Origin of the sequence: Methylophaga muralis (assembly GCF_001720165.1) — a bacterium.
GTDB classification, from domain to species: domain Bacteria; phylum Pseudomonadota; class Gammaproteobacteria; order Nitrosococcales; family Methylophagaceae; genus Methylophaga; species Methylophaga muralis.
Window position 1 is genome coordinate 16,769 of sequence record NZ_MCRI01000024.1, and the last position, 19,777, is coordinate 36,545.

The following is a 19,777-nucleotide window of genomic DNA, read 5'->3' on the forward strand; positions in this document are numbered from 1 at the left end:
ATTGAACATTCAAACAGGTATTAAACATCTGAGAATAAACAAAAGCCGGGCTGGATGAGATGTTCTTCCAGCCCGACAATCATTTTCATTTTAGCTTAGTGTCGCAATTCACTGGTAAACACCAGATCTTCGTCCTGCACATCAACTTTAATGACATGGCCTGCCACAAAGCGACCGGACAACAAGGCTTGAGCCAGTGGATTTTCCAGTTGATGCTGAATAACCCGTTTCAATGGACGTGCACCATAAACCGGGTCAAAACCGGCTTCCGATAACATATCCAAAGCTGCATCAGATAACTCCAGCCCCATCTCTTTTTCAGCCAGACGCTGGCGTAAATGTTCCAGCTGGATATCGGCAATGGCTCGGATTTGCGATTTTTGTAAAGGATGGAATACCACCACATCATCGACACGATTGATGAATTCCGGACGGAAATGCTGACCGACAATTTCCATAACCGCATTTTTCATCGCTTCGTAATTATCTTCTCCAGCCATTTCCTGAATAATGCTAGATCCCAGATTAGAGGTCATCACAATAACCGTATTACGAAAGTCCACCGTGCGGCCTTGGCCATCAGTCAAACGGCCATCATCCAAAACCTGCAGCAGAATATTGAACACATCCGGATGGGCTTTTTCGACTTCATCCAACAAGATCACTGAATACGGTTTGCGACGCACCGCTTCCGTCAGATAACCGCCTTCTTCATAACCGACATAACCTGGAGGAGCGCCAACCAGACGTGCCACCGAATGTTTTTCCATAAACTCAGACATATCAATGCGTACCATGGCCTCTTCGGTATCAAATAGGAAAGTCGCCAGCGATTTACATAGCTCGGTTTTACCAACACCAGTTGGTCCTAAAAATAAGAATGAACCATTTGGACGATTCGGATCCGACAATCCGGCACGACTGCGACGTATCGCATTAGCAACCGAATTAACTGCTTCATCCTGACCAATAACCCGTTGGTGCAAAGCTTCATCCATTTTCAGCAATTTATCGCGTTCACCTTCCAGCATTTTGGAAACCGGAATACCTGTCCATTTAGAAACTACTTCAGCGATTTCCTCTTCACCAACTTTGTTTCTCAGCAAAGTGAATTCCTGCATTTCAGCTTGTGTGGCCAGGTCATACTGCTTTTCTAAAGCAGGAATACGCCCATATTGCAGTTCCGACATTTTTTCCAGATTGCCACTACGGTTAGCTGATTCCAGCTCCAAACGGGCTTTTTCCAATTCTTCTTTAATGTGCTGACTGCCATGCAAAGCGGCTTTTTCCGACTTCCAGACTTCTTCCAAATCGGTATATTCGCGTGCCAGCTTTTTCATCTCGGTTTCCAGCGTATCCAAACGTTTTTTGGATGCTTCATCCGATTCTTTCTGTAAAGCCACACGTTCAATTTTCAGCTGAATTAACCGTCTTTCCAGACGATCCAGTACTTCCGGTTTGGAATCGATTTCCATCCGAATGCGGCTGGCAGCTTCATCGATCAGGTCAATGGCTTTATCCGGCAAATTTCTGTCGGTAATATAACGATGCGATAAGTTGGCTGCAGCCACAATAGCCGGATCAGTGATTTCCACACCATGATGCACTTCATAACGCTCACTTAAGCCGCGTAAGATGGCAATGGTGGATTCGACACTAGGTTCGCCCACCAGCACTTTCTGAAAACGCCGTTCCAGCGCAGCATCTTTTTCAACATATTGGCGGTATTCATCCAATGTTGTGGCGCCGATGCAATGCAATTCGCCTCGTGCCAGAGCAGGTTTAAGCATATTGCCTGCATCCATCGCACCCTCGGCTTTGCCGGCCCCTACCATGGTATGAATTTCGTCGATAAACAGGATGATTTGCCCTTCCTGTTTAGACAGATCATTCAGCACTGCTTTTAAGCGTTCTTCAAACTCGCCACGGAATTTGGCACCGGCAATCAATGAGCCCATATCCAAAGCCAAAACGCGTTTGTTTTTCATGCCTTCAGGCACTTCACCATTGACTATTCGTTGTGCGAGGCCTTCCACAATCGCTGTTTTACCGACACCCGGTTCACCAATCAACACTGGATTGTTTTTGGTACGGCGTTGCAAAACTTGTATGGTGCGGCGAATTTCATCATCCCGACCAATCACCGGATCCAGCTTGCCGCTCTCGGCACGAGCAGTCAGATCAATAGTGTATTTTTCCAGCGCCTGACGTTGTTCTTCTGCATTTTGATCAGTCACGCGTTCGCCCCCACGAATTTTTTCAATCACGTTATTAATATTGGTTTTGTTAGCGCCATGTTTACGCAATAACTCACCAGTCTGATTTTTATCTTCAACCGCCGCCAGTATCAATAACTCACTGGAAATAAACTGATCCTGACGTTGTTGGGCCAATTTATCAGTTTGATTTAACAGACGACTTAAATCAGCAGAAATCCGAATATCGCCATTCCCGCCTTCCACTTGGGGAAAACGATTTAGCTGTGCTTCAAGATCAGCTTGATAGGCAGGCACGTTGACACCACTTTGCGCCAGCAAAGGTTTAACGGTGCCACCTTGTTGATTCAGTAATGCCAACAGTAAATGCGCGGGTTCGATGATCTGATGATCGCGGCCGACAGCAAGACTTTGTGCTGCGCCCAATGCATCCTGGAATTTGCTAGTGAATTTATCAGCTTGCATCGTAATATCCCTGTAAAAAATATGTTAATTACAAAATGGGGGGTGCCGAATGGAAATCAAGAGAGAGTTTGAAGAAAAAATTATTTTGATTAAAACATTAAGTTATTGAAAATATTTTAATTCTTTAAAAAGACTACGCTATGTTTAATTTTTTTTGATGCCTGCCGGGGTCTCAATTGCTGAACTGATATCTTGCAGACATTGGAGCATTGTTTCGGTAGAGCAATGCAATGCAGGACTCATCGTCAACTGTACTCTGCTGGGGACAAATGGTGCAGTAAAAACCTTGCCTTGAGCGGTGACACCATCAATTCTAACGGGGAACACTGGCGCTGATGACCAGCTTGCCAATCGGCCGACACCACCTTTGATTTTTCTGGGGGGATCACTATCCAGATGAATTTTACCGTGAGGAAACAGCGCAATAATTTCGCCTTGCTGCAAAGCTCGCAGTGCTTGCCTTAATGCTTGTTCCGGGCGGCCAGTACGATCAACCGGAATGCAGCCAGCTTTTTTAAACAGCCAGTGAACAATTGGCCGCTCATATTCTTCTCGGGCAATCAAAAAGCGTAATGGTCGTGTGCTGGCCGAAATTAATAACAGCGGATCGACGCCTGAAACATGGTTGGCAACCACAATAGCCGGGCCAGTTTCGGGTAAAGCGATTTTCTGCTCCGGTAAACGATGGATATAACGACATATCAGCCGCGTCCAACCGTCCAACCAGTTAACGGATGGCCCGCCCCAATCTGCTTTGGCATTTTGCAGTCCAATGAACCAAATAACGACTGCGATAAAAATGACTATTGTGAAATAGACGATCATTCCACCTCAAACGGTGCTGGGTCGCCCATACCGACGCGAACAACTTCAGGAAGATCATTCACAAACTCGATAACGGTTGTCGGTTCATGTCCACAGGCACCACCATCAATTATCAAATCAACGTGTTTGCCTAATTGATCGGCTATCTCATCGGCTTCAGTCATCGGCATGTTCTCGCCTGGCAGAATCAGGGTTGAACTCATCAACGGTTCATTCAATTCTTCCAATAATGCCAAAGCGATATTGTTGACCGGTATTCGTAGGCCGATGGTCTTGCGTTTTGGATGTTGTAATCTGCGTGGCACTTCTTTGGTGGCGGGTAGTACAAATGTATAAGGGCCCGGGGTATGGGCTTTAATCAACCGAAATACCGCATTGTTAAACTTGGCGTAAACCGCCAGCTCGGATAAATCACGACACACCAGTGTGAAATTGTGATCATCATCCAGTTGCCGCAAACGGCGAATCCGATCCATCGCCGCTTTATCACCCAAATGACATCCCAAGGCATAGCCAGAGTCCGTCGGATAAACCACCAAACCGCCTTTCATGATGATCTGACAGGCTTGTTTAATTAAACGCTGCTGCGGATTATCGGGATGAATTTGAAAATACTGGCTCATGTAAAACCTTCGTTAGTTCTCTAAATAGTGTTCAGATATAGCATAGTCGAATGAATATGCCTGTTTCACTGCCATAAAGACCATACCGGTTTGCAAGATGCAGGTAACGGCAGAAATCGTCCAAGCTCACTCCAGCTTTGATCCGGACCATGGAAATCCGAGCCGCAGGATGCCAGCAAATCATATTGTTTGGCGAGCGCCGCGACGTTTCTTAATTGATCTGGATGTTGATGTCCGGAGCTGACTTCAATGGCTTGCCCGCCAGCGGTTTTAAAATCCTCAATCAGCCGGCGCAGCTTAGTTGCCGTCATTTTATAACGTAATGGATGAGCAATAACCGCTTGTCCTCCGGCTTCGGTTATCCATTGCACTGCTGAGGATAAATCGGTCCAGCTGCCCGGCACATAGCCCGGTTTGCCTCGAACCAGAAAACGTTTGAAAACGTCTTTGGTATCGGCGGCATGACCCTGTTCAACCAGAAACTGCGCAAAATGCATGCGTCCCAACATGGTCTTAGAGGCATATTGAGCAGCGCCTTCTAAGGCACCTGGAATACCAGATTTTTCCAAGCGTTGCGCAATTTGTTCGGCCCGTTGCTGCCGATAATCTCGAATATCAGCTAAGCCGCTTTGCAATTTAGGGTTATCAATATCGATGTTCAGTCCAACGATATGAACAGTACTGCTATACCAGGTAACCGAAATTTCCACCCCTGGAATAAGTGTTATCGGTTGTCCCTCAGCCGCTTTCAGGGCAGCGTTTATGCCCTCCGTACCATCGTGATCAGTTAGTGCCAATACATCAACACCTTGCTGAACAGCTCGTTCAACAAGGGCTTGAGGTGACAAAGCGCCATCAGAGGCGGTGGAGTGGCAATGCAGGTCATAGTGCGTCATGGTGTTGATTTTACGTTAGAATGTGCCATCTCTGTAATAACTGAAATTAAAGATGAAACTATTTACCGATTTCTTGCCCATTATTTTATTTTTCATCGCCTATAAATTTGGTGGCGGCATCTATCATTGGAATGGTCAGGAATACGATATCGCCGGCATTTATGTCGCCACGGCCGTAATGATGGTGGCAACGCTGATTCAGGTTATCTGGAGTCAGTTGCGACACGGCAAAGTTGAGCGGCAACACATGATTACATTAATTCTGGTCATCGTACTCGGTGGAGCTACTATCTGGTTACAAAATCCTGAATTCGTGATGTGGAAACCGACTGCAGTGAACTGGCTGTTTGCCCTCGCCTTTCTCGGTGCCAGAGTATTTACTGATAAAACCTTGCTTGAGCGTTTAATGGCGGCCCATCTGCAATTGCCAACTGCCGTCTGGTCACGACTCAATACGGTGTGGATTCTGTTTTTTGTGTTTTCGGGTTTTCTGAATATTTATATCGCTTATAACTACTCAGAAGAAACTTGGGTCAATTTCAAATTATTCGGCTCGTTGATTATTACAGTGGTATTTATTGCCGGACAAGCCCTGTATTTATCCCGCCATATAAATGACAACAACGATTCTAAGGATGCTCCTTGATGTTGTACGCCATTATCAGCGAAGACAAACCTGATAGCCTGCAACGACGACTGGCTGCCCGACCGGCTCATCTTGCCCGCTTGCAGCAATTACAAAATGAAGGACGTCTAGTGTTGGCCGGCCCACATCCGGCGATTGATAGTGAAGATCCAGGCGTAGCAGGTTTCACCGGCAGTTTAGTTATCGCAGAATTTGATGACTGGCACAGCGCCCAAGCCTGGGCTGACGCTGATCCTTACATCGAAGCAGATGTCTATGCCAAAGTCACCGTTAAACCATTCCGTAAAGTATTGCCATGAGTTCAGCAACCCAACAAAAACTGGAGCAAGCTTTACAGCAATTGCACCCAATCCAGTTAGACGTTACCGATGACAGTCATTTACACGCTGGGCATGCTGGCAACACCGGTGGCGGTCATTTCAGCGTGTTTATTGTCAGTGAAGTTTTTGCTGGGCTATCTCCAATTAAACGGCACCGACTGGTTTACCAAGCCGCAGCCGAGCTATTGCCCTCAGCCATTCATGCGCTGAGCATTCAAGCCAAAACACCTGAAGAACTGAATTAATCAGGACGATGGCAACGGAAAGCAGCAAAAATCAAAATCAACTCTTTCTAGCCCAGCTGGAACGTCAACGATTACAAAAACCCTGTCAACGCATTATCGATTTACGCGGCAAGGTTTCTGGCGAATGCCAGCCTTATGAATTCGGTGATCTGACCCATTATCTTGATGATCGTAATTATCTGATTCTGAAACAGCTGGTTGAGCGCATGGGTGGAAGTTACACAGTGGGCGTTTACGAGGCCTTGCTGCAAACTGTTCGCCAGTTTCAACAACAATCACAGCAAGTGCCTAACACAGCTACAGACGACAATAGCCTGTTACTTCTCAGGTTGGATCAGCCGGTAAGGCGTCAGGCACAACGGGTGTTACTCACTCTTCCAGTCACTATTGCAACTGCTCAGTTGAGTTACCATGCAATGACATTGGATATCAGTGCTGACGCCATTCGTGTCAGTATGAAACAAGCATCAACACTGGAAAAAAACGATACCGTTCAGGTCAGTTTTGAGCACTTCCCAAATGCCCACAATACAGAACCCACCAAAATAGCCTTTGATATCACGCGGCTGGATCATGATGAACAACGTACCTTTATTGTTTTGCGTTTCAATGATTCGGTGAGCGATGACATCCGTCAGGCCTGGCAAAACTGGTTAAGTAACCAGACGCAACGTAGTCCGGCAGAATTAAATAACGAAATTCTCAACCTGACGCAAAATTGTTTGTTACGGCTTTATAGTCGGCAAATTCCCAGCCTTCTGTGCTGGATTGGCGAACAACAGCAAAAAACCATTGTGACCGCTGTGCATAGCAGTAACGTTTGTGATCAGATTTTTACCAGTGCTCCCAACTTACTTAAGAACATCAAAACGCTGCTGGCACGGATAGAACAAACTCATGTAACTAGCGGCATCTTGGCTCTACATAAAGATCGTTTGCAGATAATCTCGGCTGACGAATTAATCCGTTTGAAGCAGCATTGGCCATGGCCAGCCAAAACAAAGTTGTGGCAGTTCACTGTCACAGCGTTAGAGGTGGACGAGACTCATTACCACCCGCATTTAGATAGTATTGCTCAGGTCGATCCGCGTGTTGCGGATGACTTCTCGCGTAAGATCTCCCGATTAAAATCGCTGCTGGTCATTACCGACATTACAGCCTGTTTACAACAGTTGAGCGATGATGAGATCACGTTTGATGCTGATAATGCAACCGAGCGATCTGCGGCAAACTATGAGTTACCACCTCTTAGCTCAATAAAAACCTTTATAAGACGCCAACAAAGTCGTTACACCGTACTCACCCCGGTTGCGTTGTTTATTAATGGCCAGGAATATGTCACGCAAACGAATGAGGTATCGATTAATGGTCTCTCATTATCCGTCAACGCGGATTTACTAGTATCTGTAGGCAGTCGAGCCACATTGCATTTCACTCGCTGGCAAAATCAGCGACCGTTGCTGAATTTACGTAGTGTGCCTTATGAGGTGAAACGGGTGCAGAAGTTTGCCGAGCAAACAGAGCTGGGGTTGCAGCGAATGGTCAGTCAATGCCCTTTGGCATTGAATCAGTTTTTTGAAAAAGCCATTTCCACCAATCAACATTCATTGGCACGTCGAGAAGACGATTTGCTGCAAATGCAATACAGTCGGGTTTACCTGGATCTGTTAAGTCACACGCCGCTCAATACTGCCTTGTTTTTCGGTTTGGACAATCAGCAAAAACGTGTTCTGCAGGCTGTGGCTGGCCACTCCCAGATCATCGATCAAACGGATAATAAACTGTGGCAGGCGATTTCTAACGCCATATCGCGTATTACGCTGCAGTTAAAAACGCTCAATACCGACAATCTGGTCACGCATTCGATGGGTTTGTACTGTTATCGATCCCAACAGCAACCCTGGCAGATTATCTGTGAACATGAGTTACAATCGAAAGAAGCAAAAAACCTGTTATTACACAGGCTTTTCAATGCAGATCATCATTATGTTTTTCATTGTCAGTTGATAAACAGCAAAACAGATTGGCTGCATGACGAACAAGATTTGACGCAGCAGATCAATGCATTGCGCAGCCACAGCGCGCACCGGATAAAAAACCTGCGGCAGATGTTGTTTTCAATATTTGCTGTGGCCTACATGACCGATATTACGGCAGTGATTCGCGATAGTCATAAACCCTAGGGTCTATTTACGCCGCCACCATCATTTTATCGATCCACACTGAACCGCTGCGGATATTGCTGCGTAAATCCACATCATTCGCCACGGCTTGAATGCCTTTGAACATATCCTGCAATTGTCCAGCTATGGTGAACTCATCAATGGCGTATTGGATCTCACCATTTTCAACCCAAAAACCGGCCGCACCTTGCGAGTAGTCACCGTTCACAATATTGACACCCATGCCCATGGTTTCAGTGACAATCACGCCGCGGTCCATCGCTTTCAGCATGTCTTTGAACGACAAATCATTACTATCCACCGTGAGGTTATGCACCCCGCCAGCATTTGCCGTGGTAGTCATATTGAGACGTCGGGCGGAATAGCTGTCCAACACATAACCTTGCAAAACACCGTCACGAATAATGTCACGATTTTGTGTGGCAACACCTTCAGCATCAAAGGCCGAACTGCCCAAGGCTTTTAATAGATGCGGCTGTTCGTGGATATGCATAAACTCCGGAAAAATCTGCTCACCAAGTTTATCCAGCAGAAAACTGGATTTACGATACAACGCACTACCGCGAATCCCGCCCACTAATTGGCCAAACAAAGAAGAAGCAATTTCAGCGGCAAAAATGACCGGATAATGTCCGGTTTCAATTTCACGAGCATTCAAACGTTTCAGGGTTTGCTCTGCGGCTTTACGGCCAATCGACACTGCTGCAGCCAAATCCCGACTGTCGCGAGCCACGTCATACCAGTAATCACGCTGCATGCCGTTTTCATCCCTGGCAATCAAGGTGCAGGATAAGCTGTGGCGACTGGACTGCGTCTGACCAATAAAACCATGACTATTGGCGTAAATACGTTGACCTTCATGTGAGGAAACACTGGCCCCTTCTGAATTACTGATCAATGGATCAAAATCCCGTCCTGCCTGCTCACATTCCATCGCCAGGGCTATCGCCTGTTCCGGCGATAAATCCCAGGGATAATACAACTGCAAATCAGGAAAAGACGTGGCCATTAGTGCCGCATCGGCTAGGCCGGCGTATTTGTCTTCCTGGGTATGTTTGGCAATACTACATGCCATAGCCACCGTTTCGTGGATGGCTTCAGGTCGCAAATCCGAGGTACTGGCAGAAGCTTTGCTCTGGCCCAGATAGACGGTGACTCCGAGGCCAGTATCTTTGTTGTGCTCCAGCGTTTCAATTTCCGCCTGGCGAACATTAACTGATAAGCCGACGCTTTGACTGATGCCCACTTCAGCAGCGGTCGCGCCCAGCTTTTTAGCCGCATCCAGCGCCTGTTGCGCTGCATCTTTTAATACTGATGCGTCAAGAATACTCATATGATCAAATTTACCTCTTCGATGTTTTTTCCATGCATTTGGAAACCACGCATTTCCAGCACACCACGTGTGTTTAAAGAAATTATCAGATACAAAGCTTGCGGATAATCCGCCACATCTTCATCAATCACTGAAGGTAAAGCCGGTGCATCTGGATGGGAATGATAAATAGCGAATAATTCCTGATTACGTTCTTTCATCTCTTTCAATGCCGCCAACTGTTCACTGGCATTGAGGGCAAACAGCACGCTGGCATCCGTTTTGACACTTTCTATTGGATAACACATACAGCGCTGACCATGACGGCCAATCAATCCGGAAACTTGCTGCTTAGGTGAAAGTTGTGCCTGATGTAACAGATCATTCACTAAAGTACGCGGTAAACGTATGGTCGTTGTAACTGTCATTTAGTTATTCTCTTTATCGTGACATACCGGGCAAGCCGGATCTTGTTTTAACTTTATTTCCCGTATCTGCATTGATAAGGCATCGACTATCAGCAATCGACCATTAAGTGACGTGCCAATATTGGCAAGCAATTTGAGTGTTTCAATTGCCTGTATCGATCCCATCATGCCCAGCAATGGTGAGAGCACGCCACTCTCAGCACAACTCTGTTGAATATCACCGCCATTGTCGTCGTATAAACAACGATAACATGGTGCGTCAGCATATCGAGCATCATATACCGAAATTTGTCCTTCCCAACGGATGGCAGCGGCTGAAACCAGCGGTGTTCTGGTTTTTTTACTGACCCGGTTGAGCAGAAACCGGCTACTGAAATTGTCGGTGCAATCCACTATGACATCTGCCAGAACAGCCTGCTCAGTCAACTCCAGTTCACCTAACCGATGATCGATTGTCTCAACCTTAATGGTGTCGTTCAAACTTTCTAAAGTGGCTGCAGCGGAACTGGTTTTGGTGTTTCCAACGGATGTTTGTCTATGCACAATCTGCCGCTGCAGATTGGTCAGCTCAACTATATCGTCATCTACCAGCACCAGATGGCCAACGCCTGCAGCGGCGAGATACAAAGCTACTGGCGATCCCAAGCCACCCAGACCTATTACCAGTACACGACTTTCCAACACCCGTTGTTGACCGGTGATATCAAAGTCTGGCAAAAGAATATGGCGGCTGTAACGCAGCAATTGATCATCATTCATATGCAGTATGTTACCTGAATTCGGGACTTGCCGAACTAGTCGCGCTGACCGATCACAACACGATCTTGTTGCCCGTAATCTTGATAGGCCTGGATATTGGTAAAGCCGTTTTGCTGAAATATTGCCTGAACCTCTACAGATTGATCGTAGCCGTGTTCAACCATTAACCAGCCCTGAGAATTTAATATGTCTGCGGATTGGCGAACCAGTTGTTGGATATCCTGCAGACCATCCTCACCTGAGGCTAATGCTGTCAAAGGCTCAAATCGAAGATCGCCACTGGTTAAATGCGGATCATCCGCTCGGATGTAGGGTGGATTAGAAACGATCAGATCAAAGGATTCAGGCTGAAAAGCTTCCAACCACTGGGCACGAACAAAATGCACCTCCAACTGATTCTTTTCAGCATTGTGTTTTGCCATGGTCAACGCTTCAGCCGAATAATCTGTTGCCAGCATCCAAATATCTTTGCATTCGGCTTTAATCGCTAAGGCAATCGCCCCACTACCGGTTCCAAGATCAGCGACGCGCATTCCTGGTTGGATTTTTTCCAGCGCCAATGACACCAGTAACTCGGTATCAGGACGTGGAATTAACGTATGTTGATTCACTTGAAGATCCAAAGACCAAAAGCCGCGGGTACCCGTTAAATAGGCAACAGGTATTCCTTGCTGACGTTGTTCGATCAGTGAAACAAAAAGTTGCTGTTGCTCAGTAGACAGCGTTTTTTCCGGAGAAGTGATTAAAGCGAGCGGCTGACAATCCAGCACATGGCATAAAAGGGTTTCACTATCAGCGCGTAGCGATGGGCTGGCAATCAGTTGTATTCTGGCCCATTGCAACGCTTCAAAAATAGTCATACCTAGGCTAAGCCGTCTTCAGCATAGACAGATCAAAATAAATTGATTTGTAACAGCGCAAATATTCCTGCTGCCAGAGCCACCATCAATAATGCCCCTGTCATCCGTTGACGTTTAACCAGTTGAGCCTGCATCAGTTGCAGTTGCGCCAATTCTTCGTGAAGCGTTTCCATCATTGGCGTTTCGGTATTGGAAAGCGAGGTAAGTTGCTCAGTAATTAATGCCTCTATTTGCGGCTGTAAGGCCGACATCAATTGTTGCTGAATAAGCTGTTGCTGATCAGATAACCATTGCGCGGTTTGTGATGATACTTGTTGTTGCCAGTGATTGGACTGATTCAGGTTTTGCATCGCCGTTTCAGCGGCATCGGCAGCTTTTTCGGATAATACCGTCTGCATTTGTGCCGCTTGGGTTGCTAGTTGTTGCTCAACCTTGTGTTGAATACCTGCAGTGAGTTGTTCTGTTAACTGTGTGGAAAGTTGTTCTGCCAGCCCATTAAGTCTTTCATCCATCAAATGCCGACTGATATTTTCGGCAATGCGCTGACTTATTTTTTCTGCTGAGTGCTGCGATTGTTGCAACCACGATGGTAATAACTGTTGCTCTACTTCGGCGATGACTTCATCAAGGCTTGGTGCTGGAAGTGTTTCACTAAACGAAGATAATTCTTCTGCTGGTTGGATTATCTCTAATGCAGCTTCTACAGGAGAAATCAGATCATTAAGAATGCTTTGTAACTGCTGGGCTTCTGGTGGTTTGGACAATAAGGCCAATACACCGCTTTCATGCGCTGACAGCTTATCGGCTTCACTGTCGTTACTGGTGCACAGAACAACCGGAATAGATTGCCAACGTGAATCATTTTTAATCTGACGAGTGGCCGTGAGCCCATCCATACCCGGCATCATTAAATCCATAAAGATGATTAGCGGCAGTTGGTCAGTGTTATGCAACCATGCCAATGCCTCATCGGCGCTGCCTTGCTCCACAACCTCAAATCCGGAGGATTGCAACAATTTGCATAACATCATGCGGGCGACACGTGAATCATCAATAACCAGTGCAAGTTTGTTTGTCATACCCTCTTCCTTTGATGACTTAACTGTAACGGTGCGGATCCAACTGGATCGACTTCACCCGTTTTCCCAACATGACGACTTCACCACGATAACGCTGTTGCATATCACTGGCAAACTCAAAAAAATAAGTACGTTCAAATTGCATTCTGCCGTTTGCGCCCCGTTTCAGGCGGATTTTTTGCCAGGCAACCGTATCATTGAGAAAACTAACTCCCATTGACTGGCAATATTGACTGGCTACCCGGCTGGCATGTTCCGCGACACCGCGACTGTCCCACCAAATCCAGCCAATTAACGCCAGAATTATTAACACAATGGTACTGTCATTCATCCGATATCTCCCCAGCCAGCTTGCACCATGGCTAATGCCGCTGCAGAAGCGGTTTCAGTTCTTAATATTCTGGGCCCCAGACTGATACCGGTAAATCCGCCATCAATTGCCCGTTGAACCTCCGCATCACTTAAGCCCCCTTCAGGGCCAATCAATAAAGCAATCTGGCTGGCTTTTTTCACGCTGGAAAATCCCTGAACAGCTTCAGGGTCCAGCACCAATTTGCAGTCATCATTGACCTCAGCCAAAGCCGTATCCAAAGTGGTGATCGGCAATAATTCAGGCAGAAAACTGCGGCCACTCTGCTCACAAGCGCTTACAACCACACCTTGCCAGTGATTTAATCTTTTCTCAGCACGATCTCCGGACAACTGCACATTACAGCGCTCGGTAATGACCGGCATGATACGTTTTACGCCAAGCTCAACGGCTTTTTGTATGGCGTAATCCATACGTTCGCCACGTGATATACCCTGCATTAACAGAATATCCAATGGTGATTCGTTATCTATGTTGATTTGTTGCTGCAAGGTGACGGTTGCCTGACGTTTATCGACTTGTTCCAGCTGAGCCTGATATTCCAGACCTTGACCGTCGAACAAGGTCAAAAACGCACCGGACTTCATGCGAAGTACCTGCACGGCATGTCGAAACACTTCTTCTGGTAACACCATGGGTGATGCACTGGGCGCCAAAGTCGCGCAATAAAACCTGGGAACACGCATAAAATAGCTTCAACTGACAAAATGAATCAGCAGTTTACAGACTGCACCGCAGAGTTTGAATAATATTGCGTAAATGGCTGATATACTTTTTTACCATGGATACCGAGCTCGCCAAACTGCAACAATGCCTGACTGACACTGTTCAGTTGCATTTAATGCCATTATTCAAAACTGTCAGTCGTCAATATAAGCACGATGGCAGTATCGTCACCGTCGCAGACAAACTGATGCAACAAAACATCACTGAGGTGTTAAAGCGAGATTTTCCGGACATAAAACTGCTTGGCGAAGAGATGTCCGCAGATGAACAAGCGGAATTACTTGCCAGTAACGACTCCTTATGGTGTTTGGATCCGATTGATGGCACCAGTAATTTTGCCTCCGGCATGCCTTTCTTTTCCATCTCCCTCGCCTTAATTGAAAATGGTGAAGTCACCCTTGGACTGGTTTACGACCCGGTGATGAAAGAATGTTTTGCAGCCAAAAAAGGCGCGGGAGCCTGGCTTAATGGCCAACCATTAAAAGCCGAAATCTCCGGTCTTGCGCTGAGCCAGACTCTGGCAATCATTGATTTCAAGCGTTTACCAAAAACGCTCGCCCAAAGACTGGTTGACGAAAAACCTTATGGCTCACAACGCAGTTTGGGCTCAATCGCCCTCGAACTTTGCTGGCTTGCTGCAGGACGAGCGCAACTGTATCTGCATGGTCGGCAACAAATGTGGGATTACGCTGCGGCGCAGCTTATTGTTAAAGAAGCAGGTGCTTTTGCCTGTACCTTAGATAATGAAGTGGTCTTCAGTCGCAGTTTAAGCCCACGCTCAACCTGTGCCGCCAGCGATGAAAACCTGTTTGCCGCCTGGCGTGATTATTTGCACGTTCCGCGTTGCGATGGTTGAAACATTTCTAACCGTAAATTGGCCGGCTCCCAAACACATTAAAGCGTTAACTACGACGCGAAACGGTGGCCACAGCATAGCGCCATATGAATCGCTTAATTTAGGTGATCATGTTGGCGATAATCCAGATTATGTGACCGCCAATCGGCAAAGATTAATTGAAACTGCTTTGCTGCCTAATGAACCGTTATGGCTAAAGCAAACTCACAGCACGGATGTTATCCATTCCAGTCAATGGCAACACGATATTGAAGCCGATGCCATTGTCAGTGATTCAACCAACAAAGTTTGTGCGGTGATGACGGCAGATTGTCTGCCGTTATTAATAACCGATAAGTCGGGGACTCAGGTGGCTGCAATCCACGCAGGCTGGCGTGGCCTGCAAGCTGGAATTATTGAAAACACGATAGCTAAATTTCCCCATTCCCGTTCAGAGCTTCTCGCCTGGCTGGGACCGGCCATAGGGCCACAAGCTTTCGAAGTTGGCCCGGAAGTAAAAGCCGCATTCGTCGCGGTAGATCCTGCAGCTGAGTCCGCTTTTATAAAAGCACATTCAGATCGTTATTTAGCCGATATCTATCAGCTGGCCAGACAACACCTTAATGCGCAGGGTGTAACTGCAATTTATGGTGGTGACTATTGCACCTTTAACGAAACACAACGTTTTTTCTCATATCGGCGTGATGGTGTTACCGGTCGAATGGCAACACTAATATGGATTGAGGCCGAATAAGGTATGATTTGCGCATTCTTTTTCTCTTTCAGGTGCATATGGACTTATTAATCTGGATTATTATTTTCAGCATTCTTGGTGGTCTTCTCAGCGTAATTATTGCCTCAAGTTTTCTGTTACTGCCCACTCATACCCGTCAACATGCGGTTCCGCATCTGGTGAGTTTTGCTATTGGGGCATTACTTGGCGCGTCGTTATTAGGTCTGCTGCCGCATGCTATTGAACATGAATATGTCGTTGATCCACATATCATCGGTCTGACGCTATTAATTGGTTTACTAAGTTTTTTCTTATTAGAAAAAATGGTGTTATGGCGGCACTGTCACAGCCATCATGGTCATGAACACATCCCTGAACTGGGTGAAGATCATCATAACCACCATCATGAACAACCGAAGAAAACTGCAGGCGCATTAATCTTAATTGGCGATGGTATTCATAACTTTGTCGATGGTGTATTGATTGCTGCGGCATTTTTAACCGATGTACATCTGGGGATTGTCACCGCGCTGGCGATTGCGGCACATGAGATCCCGCAGGAGTTGGGTGACTTTGTGATCCTGCTGCACAGTGGCTACTCACGTCGCAAAGCTCTGTATTTCAATATGCTTTCCAGTTTGGCAACGGTGGTGGGTGCCGTTTTAGGTTATTTCCTGTTAGCCGATATGCAGCATATTCTGCCGTATATTCTGGTCGTTGCCGCTTCTAGCTTTATTTATATTGCGGTCGCTGATTTGATTCCGGGTCTACAAAGCAAAGTAAAACCTTCTGAGACCTTACAACAAACCTCGCTAATCGCTGCTGGTGTGATATTTATTTATCTGGCGCATAGCACACTGCATTAATCACGGATGCCAGCAAAACATGACATCTTAATCATCGGCCCTTCCTGGGTCGGTGATATGGTGATGGCACAGTCGTTATTCGCCGCGCTGAAACAACGTTATCCACACGCCAATATTGATGTGCTGGCACCGGAATGGACCCGACCGTTATTGGCTCGAATGCCTGAAGTTCGTGAAGCCATTAGCATGCCGATAACCCATGGTGTGTTTGGCTGGAAACAACGGCGGCAGATTGGTTTGAGTTTAAGACATAAAAACTATGACCAATCTATCGTGCTGCCAAACTCCTGGAAATCAGCACTGATCCCGTGGTTTGCCAACATCCCTATCCGAACTGGCTGGTTAGGTGAGTTGCGTTATGGTCTGCTGAATGACCCTCGCAAACTCAATAAGAGAGCGTTGCCATTAATGGTACAGCGGTTTGTTGCATTAGCGCATCCTGCCACTCAAGCACATATTGCACCGGAATATCTGCCACCGAAAATGATTGCCGAAGCGGTTTCAAATGAATTAAATCCAATCAAAAAAGCTGACCAAAAACGGTTAGTTCTGTGTCCCGGCGCAGAATTTGGTCCTGCAAAACAATGGCCTGCCACTCACTATGCCGCGCTAGGCGAAGAGCTTACTCAGCAGGGCTGGCAGGTGTTAATTATGGGTTCCAAAGCCGATGCGGCCGTCGGCGAACAAATTGTCTCAGGCATTACCGACAAACAAAATGTCATCAATCTGTGTGGTAAAACTCAACTCGGTGAAGCCATTGATTTGATTGCCACAGCCGATCAGGTGGTCAGTAATGACTCAGGATTAATGCATATTGCTGCTGCGCTTAATAGACCATTAGTAGCGATTTATGGTCCCACGTCTCCCGCATTTACGCCGCCGCTCTCTGATAATGCCCGTCTGGTACAGATTCCCATTGAATGCAGTCCTTGTTTCAAGAGGACCTGTCCATTGGGACATCACAAATGTATGCAAGATCTTTCATCTGCTAGAATTGCTGAAACATTTCTGTCATAAAATGACTTTCCGGTAGTTCAATGTAATGAAAAAACCAGCCTCTTTTGTAAACAATGCCTTCTGGTCAGACGATCCGGTGAGTAAGTTCGATCAGTTATGGGCATTACCGCACAACTGGTTTGATAAGCCCAATAAGGCAAGAGGCGGCTGGAGTGGTGTCACACAAAACAGCCTGCACAGTCTTCAGGGCGATATAAATGTATTTATCAAGCGTCAGCAGAACTATGTCAGCAGAACATTGCTACATCCTTTTTCCGGTGTTCCAACATTTGAAAAAGAACTGAACAATATACTGCTGTTGAAAAATATCGATATCCCCACCCTGGAACCCATATTTTTTGGAAAACAGGCCGATAAAGCCATTCTTGTCACCAAAGCACTGGACGGCTACAGCTCACTGGACAATATTGATCCTGACTCCTTATCAGCGCGTGGAAAACGCAGCTTGCTGGCAAAACTTGCCCGCCTTACACGGAAAATGCACAAACTACATTACATGCACAACTGTTTTTATCCGAAACATATTTTTGTGAAATTGCGTGACAATGGTGAATGGTCAATCCGACTGATTGATCTGGAAAAACTGCGTTGGCGTTTTAGTGCCTATTTCGCTATGAAAAGAGATTTATCAACCTTTAATCGTCATGCCGATAAGCGCTGGACAATAAAAGACCGCCTGTATTTTTTTAAAAACTACCGGCAAACAAACAGTCTCTCAGCTAGAGATAAGAGGTTGTGGCAACGTTTAACTAATAAAAGCCAGGGAGGCTAAAGATAATGTCGACTATACCTAAGTATGCCTTTAATCTGATTGTATAATTCCATCTCTACGTTTGTAACTGAAAGAAATACCATTCATGCCCCTTACCCGAATCTTTAAAGCTGATTTCTCACCTAAGTTAAATGAAATCAGACTCTTTACCGCCATCGTCAGCTTCTTGTTTTCATTTATCGCCTTTGGGGTTGATGAATTAATTAATTCTGATGGCGTGCTGTATATGAACATGGCAAGAGCTTTCCTCGATGAAGGTTTGCTGGGTTCAGCCCAATTATTTAACTGGCCCTTTTTTTCTATCCTGGTGTCAGGATTTCATTTATTTACCGGCTTCTCACTGGAAACCAGTGGCGAACTGGTCAATATTATTTTGTTCGTACTGTTTACTGATGCTTTTGATCCTGATTTGCTCAAAAATTTTACCCAACAATCAACAACTTTTTATAGCCGCATTATTTATTCTTGGCTTCACACTGCTCAACGATTACAGGGCTTATCTGTTCAGAGATATGGGTTACTGGGCTTTTACTGCCTATGGTCTTTACGCGTTTATCCGTTTTTCAGAAAACCCTCATGGCTGCTCGCATTTGCATGGCAAGTCGCCGTTTTTTTATCGATATTGTTTCGAATAGAAGGCGTGGTCATACTGCTGGCATTGCCATTTTTTTTGCTTGGAACTAACCAAAATCTTAAAACTGCTTTCCAACAAATTGCCATGCTTTGGTCCACAGTTATTGTTTTTACGGCCATTGCTATATCCATCGCTCTCAGCCAAACCAGTTTTGTTATTGCCTTTAGTAAAATTTCTGAAGTATTGACCTATATAGACTTCCCTACATTGATAAATAACTTTCTAGCAAAAAGTGAAATTATCAATTCTCAGGTGATGAGTAACTTCGATAAAGACTCAGGGAGTCTGATCCTTGCATCTGGATTATTAGTGATGATGCTTGAGAAGATTTTTACGGCGCTCAGCATTCCCTATATCATTTTTTATATCTATACACGTTATTCAAAGTATGGGGAGTTCAATTCAGAAGCCAATTACCGAAAGTTAATTCTTTTTTTTGTAGCAATAAACTTCCTTATCCTTTTGATCTTCGTTTTTAAGCAGTATTTTTTAAGTACTCGCTATGCTGTAATGCTAATTACTGGTTTGTTTATTCTTATGTTGCCAAGAATTTGCCAATTTGTTGAAAATGCCTGGCAACATAAACGTAAGGGTATTCTGGCATTTACTGTTCTCGTTTTAATTGCCGGTCCGATTGATTCTTTTACTGTCTCAGTGTCAAAAGCCTACATTAAAGATGTGGCAATGTGGGCCGCTGATAACCTGCCTGATGATTCCAGTGTTATTACCTTTGATGTTATTTCACATTACTACATTCACGATAAGGCGCCAGAGATAGATATCACTCTGGATACAAAAGGAAATCTGCAAAATATAAAAAATTATGATTACCTTGTGTTGGTGATTAAACGTCGAAACAGCGAATTAGCAGAAAAGCTGACCCTTAAAGATTTTGAAATAATCTACAAGACGGCTAATTCACGGGGTGATAGAGCCTTGGTTTTAAGAAATCAACAACAAGACTCCT

General features: G+C 45.6%; 21 protein-coding genes. 10 read left to right on the plus strand and 11 right to left on the minus strand.

Annotated features, from left to right (window positions below; genetic code table 11):
• Positions 1-95 precede the first annotated feature (95 nt).
• From clpB to A9E74_RS09880, 4 genes are all read right to left on the minus strand, one after another.
• The gene (gene clpB / locus A9E74_RS09865) at positions 96-2,681 is read right to left on the minus strand and encodes an ATP-dependent chaperone ClpB (RefSeq protein WP_069296458.1); all 2,586 of its coding nucleotides are present in this window, start codon (positions 2,679-2,681) and stop codon (positions 96-98) included.
• 144 nt (positions 2,682-2,825) lie between these two features.
• Positions 2,826-3,506, minus strand: coding sequence for a lysophospholipid acyltransferase family protein (locus A9E74_RS09870; protein ID WP_069296459.1), 681 nt, complete (start codon positions 3,504-3,506; stop codon positions 2,826-2,828).
• A complete protein-coding gene (locus A9E74_RS09875; protein ID WP_069296460.1) occupies positions 3,503-4,129 on the minus strand; it encodes an L-threonylcarbamoyladenylate synthase in 627 nt (208 codons plus the stop codon). Before A9E74_RS09875 ends, A9E74_RS09870 begins: the two co-directional genes overlap by 4 nt.
• A gap of 65 nt (positions 4,130-4,194) precedes the next feature.
• A complete protein-coding gene (locus tag A9E74_RS09880) occupies positions 4,195-5,025 on the minus strand; it encodes a PHP domain-containing protein (RefSeq protein WP_069296461.1) in 831 nt (276 codons plus the stop codon).
• A 52-nt stretch (positions 5,026-5,077) separates the two neighbouring features.
• Here A9E74_RS09880 and A9E74_RS09885 point away from each other — a divergent pair, with 52 nt between their 5' ends.
• From A9E74_RS09885 to A9E74_RS09900, 4 genes are read left to right on the plus strand one after another with little or no spacing between them, the layout of a single operon-like run.
• Complete coding sequence (locus A9E74_RS09885) at positions 5,078-5,671, plus strand: septation protein A (RefSeq protein WP_069296462.1); 594 nt, start codon at positions 5,078-5,080, stop codon at positions 5,669-5,671.
• Positions 5,671-5,970 carry a YciI family protein gene (locus A9E74_RS09890; protein WP_069296463.1) on the plus strand — a complete coding sequence of 100 codons (300 nt, stop codon included), beginning with the start codon at positions 5,671-5,673 and terminating at the stop codon, positions 5,968-5,970. The genes A9E74_RS09885 and A9E74_RS09890 overlap by 1 nt, the downstream gene beginning before the upstream one ends.
• Complete coding sequence (locus tag A9E74_RS09895; protein WP_069296464.1) at positions 5,967-6,236, plus strand: BolA family protein; 270 nt, start codon at positions 5,967-5,969, stop codon at positions 6,234-6,236. The genes A9E74_RS09890 and A9E74_RS09895 overlap by 4 nt, the downstream gene beginning before the upstream one ends.
• Before the next feature lie 8 nt (positions 6,237-6,244).
• Positions 6,245-8,419: a PilZ domain-containing protein gene (locus A9E74_RS09900; protein ID WP_069296465.1), complete on the plus strand. Its 2,175-nt coding sequence runs from the start codon at positions 6,245-6,247 to the stop codon at positions 8,417-8,419.
• A 7-nt stretch (positions 8,420-8,426) separates the two neighbouring features.
• Here A9E74_RS09900 and pmbA read toward each other — a convergent pair whose 3' ends face one another.
• Genes pmbA through A9E74_RS09935 form a run of 7 tightly spaced genes read right to left on the minus strand, consistent with a single transcriptional unit; the run spans position 8,427 to position 13,913 of the window.
• A complete protein-coding gene (gene pmbA / locus A9E74_RS09905; protein WP_069296466.1) occupies positions 8,427-9,752 on the minus strand; it encodes a metalloprotease PmbA in 1,326 nt (441 codons plus the stop codon).
• Positions 9,749-10,159 (minus strand): M67 family metallopeptidase, encoded by a 411-nt coding sequence (locus A9E74_RS09910; RefSeq protein WP_069296467.1) that lies wholly within the window; start codon positions 10,157-10,159, stop codon positions 9,749-9,751. Before A9E74_RS09910 ends, pmbA begins: the two co-directional genes overlap by 4 nt.
• On the minus strand, positions 10,160-10,918 hold the full coding sequence (locus A9E74_RS09915; RefSeq protein WP_069296468.1) for a HesA/MoeB/ThiF family protein: 759 nt from the start codon (positions 10,916-10,918) through the stop codon (positions 10,160-10,162).
• A 35-nt stretch (positions 10,919-10,953) separates the two neighbouring features.
• A complete protein-coding gene (gene prmC / locus A9E74_RS09920) occupies positions 10,954-11,778 on the minus strand; it encodes a peptide chain release factor N(5)-glutamine methyltransferase (RefSeq protein ID WP_069296469.1) in 825 nt (274 codons plus the stop codon).
• Between the two features lie 32 nt (positions 11,779-11,810).
• Positions 11,811-12,857, minus strand: a complete 1,047-nt coding sequence (locus tag A9E74_RS09925; protein ID WP_069296470.1) for a response regulator — start codon at positions 12,855-12,857, stop codon at positions 11,811-11,813.
• A gap of 19 nt (positions 12,858-12,876) precedes the next feature.
• Positions 12,877-13,188, minus strand: a complete 312-nt coding sequence (locus A9E74_RS09930) for a DUF3301 domain-containing protein (RefSeq protein ID WP_069296471.1) — start codon at positions 13,186-13,188, stop codon at positions 12,877-12,879.
• Complete coding sequence (locus tag A9E74_RS09935; protein WP_069296472.1) at positions 13,185-13,913, minus strand: 16S rRNA (uracil(1498)-N(3))-methyltransferase; 729 nt, start codon at positions 13,911-13,913, stop codon at positions 13,185-13,187. Before A9E74_RS09935 ends, A9E74_RS09930 begins: the two co-directional genes overlap by 4 nt.
• 95 nt (positions 13,914-14,008) lie before the next feature.
• Here A9E74_RS09935 and A9E74_RS09940 point away from each other — a divergent pair, with 95 nt between their 5' ends.
• The 6 genes from A9E74_RS09940 to A9E74_RS09965 form a co-directional block, all read left to right on the plus strand.
• On the plus strand, positions 14,009-14,809 hold the full coding sequence (locus tag A9E74_RS09940) for an inositol monophosphatase family protein (protein ID WP_069296473.1): 801 nt from the start codon (positions 14,009-14,011) through the stop codon (positions 14,807-14,809).
• A complete protein-coding gene (gene pgeF / locus A9E74_RS09945) occupies positions 14,802-15,542 on the plus strand; it encodes a peptidoglycan editing factor PgeF (RefSeq protein ID WP_069296474.1) in 741 nt (246 codons plus the stop codon). The genes A9E74_RS09940 and pgeF overlap by 8 nt, the downstream gene beginning before the upstream one ends.
• A gap of 38 nt (positions 15,543-15,580) precedes the next feature.
• Positions 15,581-16,387 carry a ZIP family metal transporter gene (locus tag A9E74_RS09950; protein WP_069296475.1) on the plus strand — a complete coding sequence of 269 codons (807 nt, stop codon included), beginning with the start codon at positions 15,581-15,583 and terminating at the stop codon, positions 16,385-16,387.
• Positions 16,388-16,393: 6 nt separating this feature from the next.
• The gene (gene waaF / locus A9E74_RS09955) at positions 16,394-17,404 is read left to right on the plus strand and encodes a lipopolysaccharide heptosyltransferase II (protein ID WP_069296476.1); all 1,011 of its coding nucleotides are present in this window, start codon (positions 16,394-16,396) and stop codon (positions 17,402-17,404) included.
• A gap of 25 nt (positions 17,405-17,429) precedes the next feature.
• Entirely contained in the window at positions 17,430-18,176 is a 747-nt protein-coding gene (locus A9E74_RS09960) for a lipopolysaccharide kinase InaA family protein (protein WP_069296477.1), read from the plus strand.
• Between the two features lie 85 nt (positions 18,177-18,261).
• On the plus strand, positions 18,262-19,777 hold a 1,516-nt coding region (locus A9E74_RS09965; RefSeq protein ID WP_069296478.1), incomplete at its 3' end, for a hypothetical protein.

Bases quoted from the DNA above. Each gene is read 5' to 3' on its own strand.
- A9E74_RS09900 (WP_069296465.1), top strand. From the start codon at position 6,245: ATGGCAACGGAAAGCAGCAAAAATCAAAATCAACTCTTTCTAGCCCAG.
- waaF (WP_069296476.1), top strand. From the start codon at position 16,394: ATGCCAGCAAAACATGACATCTTAATCATCGGCCCTTCCTGGGTCGGT.
- A9E74_RS09910 (WP_069296467.1), bottom strand. From the start codon at position 10,159: ATGACAGTTACAACGACCATACGTTTACCGCGTACTTTAGTGAATGAT.
- A9E74_RS09930 (WP_069296471.1), bottom strand. From the start codon at position 13,188: ATGAATGACAGTACCATTGTGTTAATAATTCTGGCGTTAATTGGCTGG.
- pmbA (WP_069296466.1), bottom strand. From the start codon at position 9,752: ATGAGTATTCTTGACGCATCAGTATTAAAAGATGCAGCGCAACAGGCG.
- prmC (WP_069296469.1), bottom strand. From the start codon at position 11,778: ATGACTATTTTTGAAGCGTTGCAATGGGCCAGAATACAACTGATTGCC.
- A9E74_RS09935 (WP_069296472.1), bottom strand. From the start codon at position 13,913: ATGCGTGTTCCCAGGTTTTATTGCGCGACTTTGGCGCCCAGTGCATCA.
- A9E74_RS09885 (WP_069296462.1), top strand. From the start codon at position 5,078: ATGAAACTATTTACCGATTTCTTGCCCATTATTTTATTTTTCATCGCC.
- A9E74_RS09875 (WP_069296460.1), bottom strand. From the start codon at position 4,129: ATGAGCCAGTATTTTCAAATTCATCCCGATAATCCGCAGCAGCGTTTA.
- A9E74_RS09960 (WP_069296477.1), top strand. From the start codon at position 17,430: ATGAAAAAACCAGCCTCTTTTGTAAACAATGCCTTCTGGTCAGACGAT.
- A9E74_RS09940 (WP_069296473.1), top strand. From the start codon at position 14,009: ATGGATACCGAGCTCGCCAAACTGCAACAATGCCTGACTGACACTGTT.
- A9E74_RS09925 (WP_069296470.1), bottom strand. From the start codon at position 12,857: ATGACAAACAAACTTGCACTGGTTATTGATGATTCACGTGTCGCCCGC.
- A9E74_RS09870 (WP_069296459.1), bottom strand. From the start codon at position 3,506: ATGATCGTCTATTTCACAATAGTCATTTTTATCGCAGTCGTTATTTGG.
- clpB (WP_069296458.1), bottom strand. From the start codon at position 2,681: ATGCAAGCTGATAAATTCACTAGCAAATTCCAGGATGCATTGGGCGCA.
- A9E74_RS09895 (WP_069296464.1), top strand. From the start codon at position 5,967: ATGAGTTCAGCAACCCAACAAAAACTGGAGCAAGCTTTACAGCAATTG.
- A9E74_RS09890 (WP_069296463.1), top strand. From the start codon at position 5,671: ATGTTGTACGCCATTATCAGCGAAGACAAACCTGATAGCCTGCAACGA.
- A9E74_RS09880 (WP_069296461.1), bottom strand. From the start codon at position 5,025: ATGACGCACTATGACCTGCATTGCCACTCCACCGCCTCTGATGGCGCT.
- A9E74_RS09950 (WP_069296475.1), top strand. From the start codon at position 15,581: ATGGACTTATTAATCTGGATTATTATTTTCAGCATTCTTGGTGGTCTT.
- A9E74_RS09915 (WP_069296468.1), bottom strand. From the start codon at position 10,918: ATGAATGATGATCAATTGCTGCGTTACAGCCGCCATATTCTTTTGCCA.
- pgeF (WP_069296474.1), top strand. From the start codon at position 14,802: ATGGTTGAAACATTTCTAACCGTAAATTGGCCGGCTCCCAAACACATT.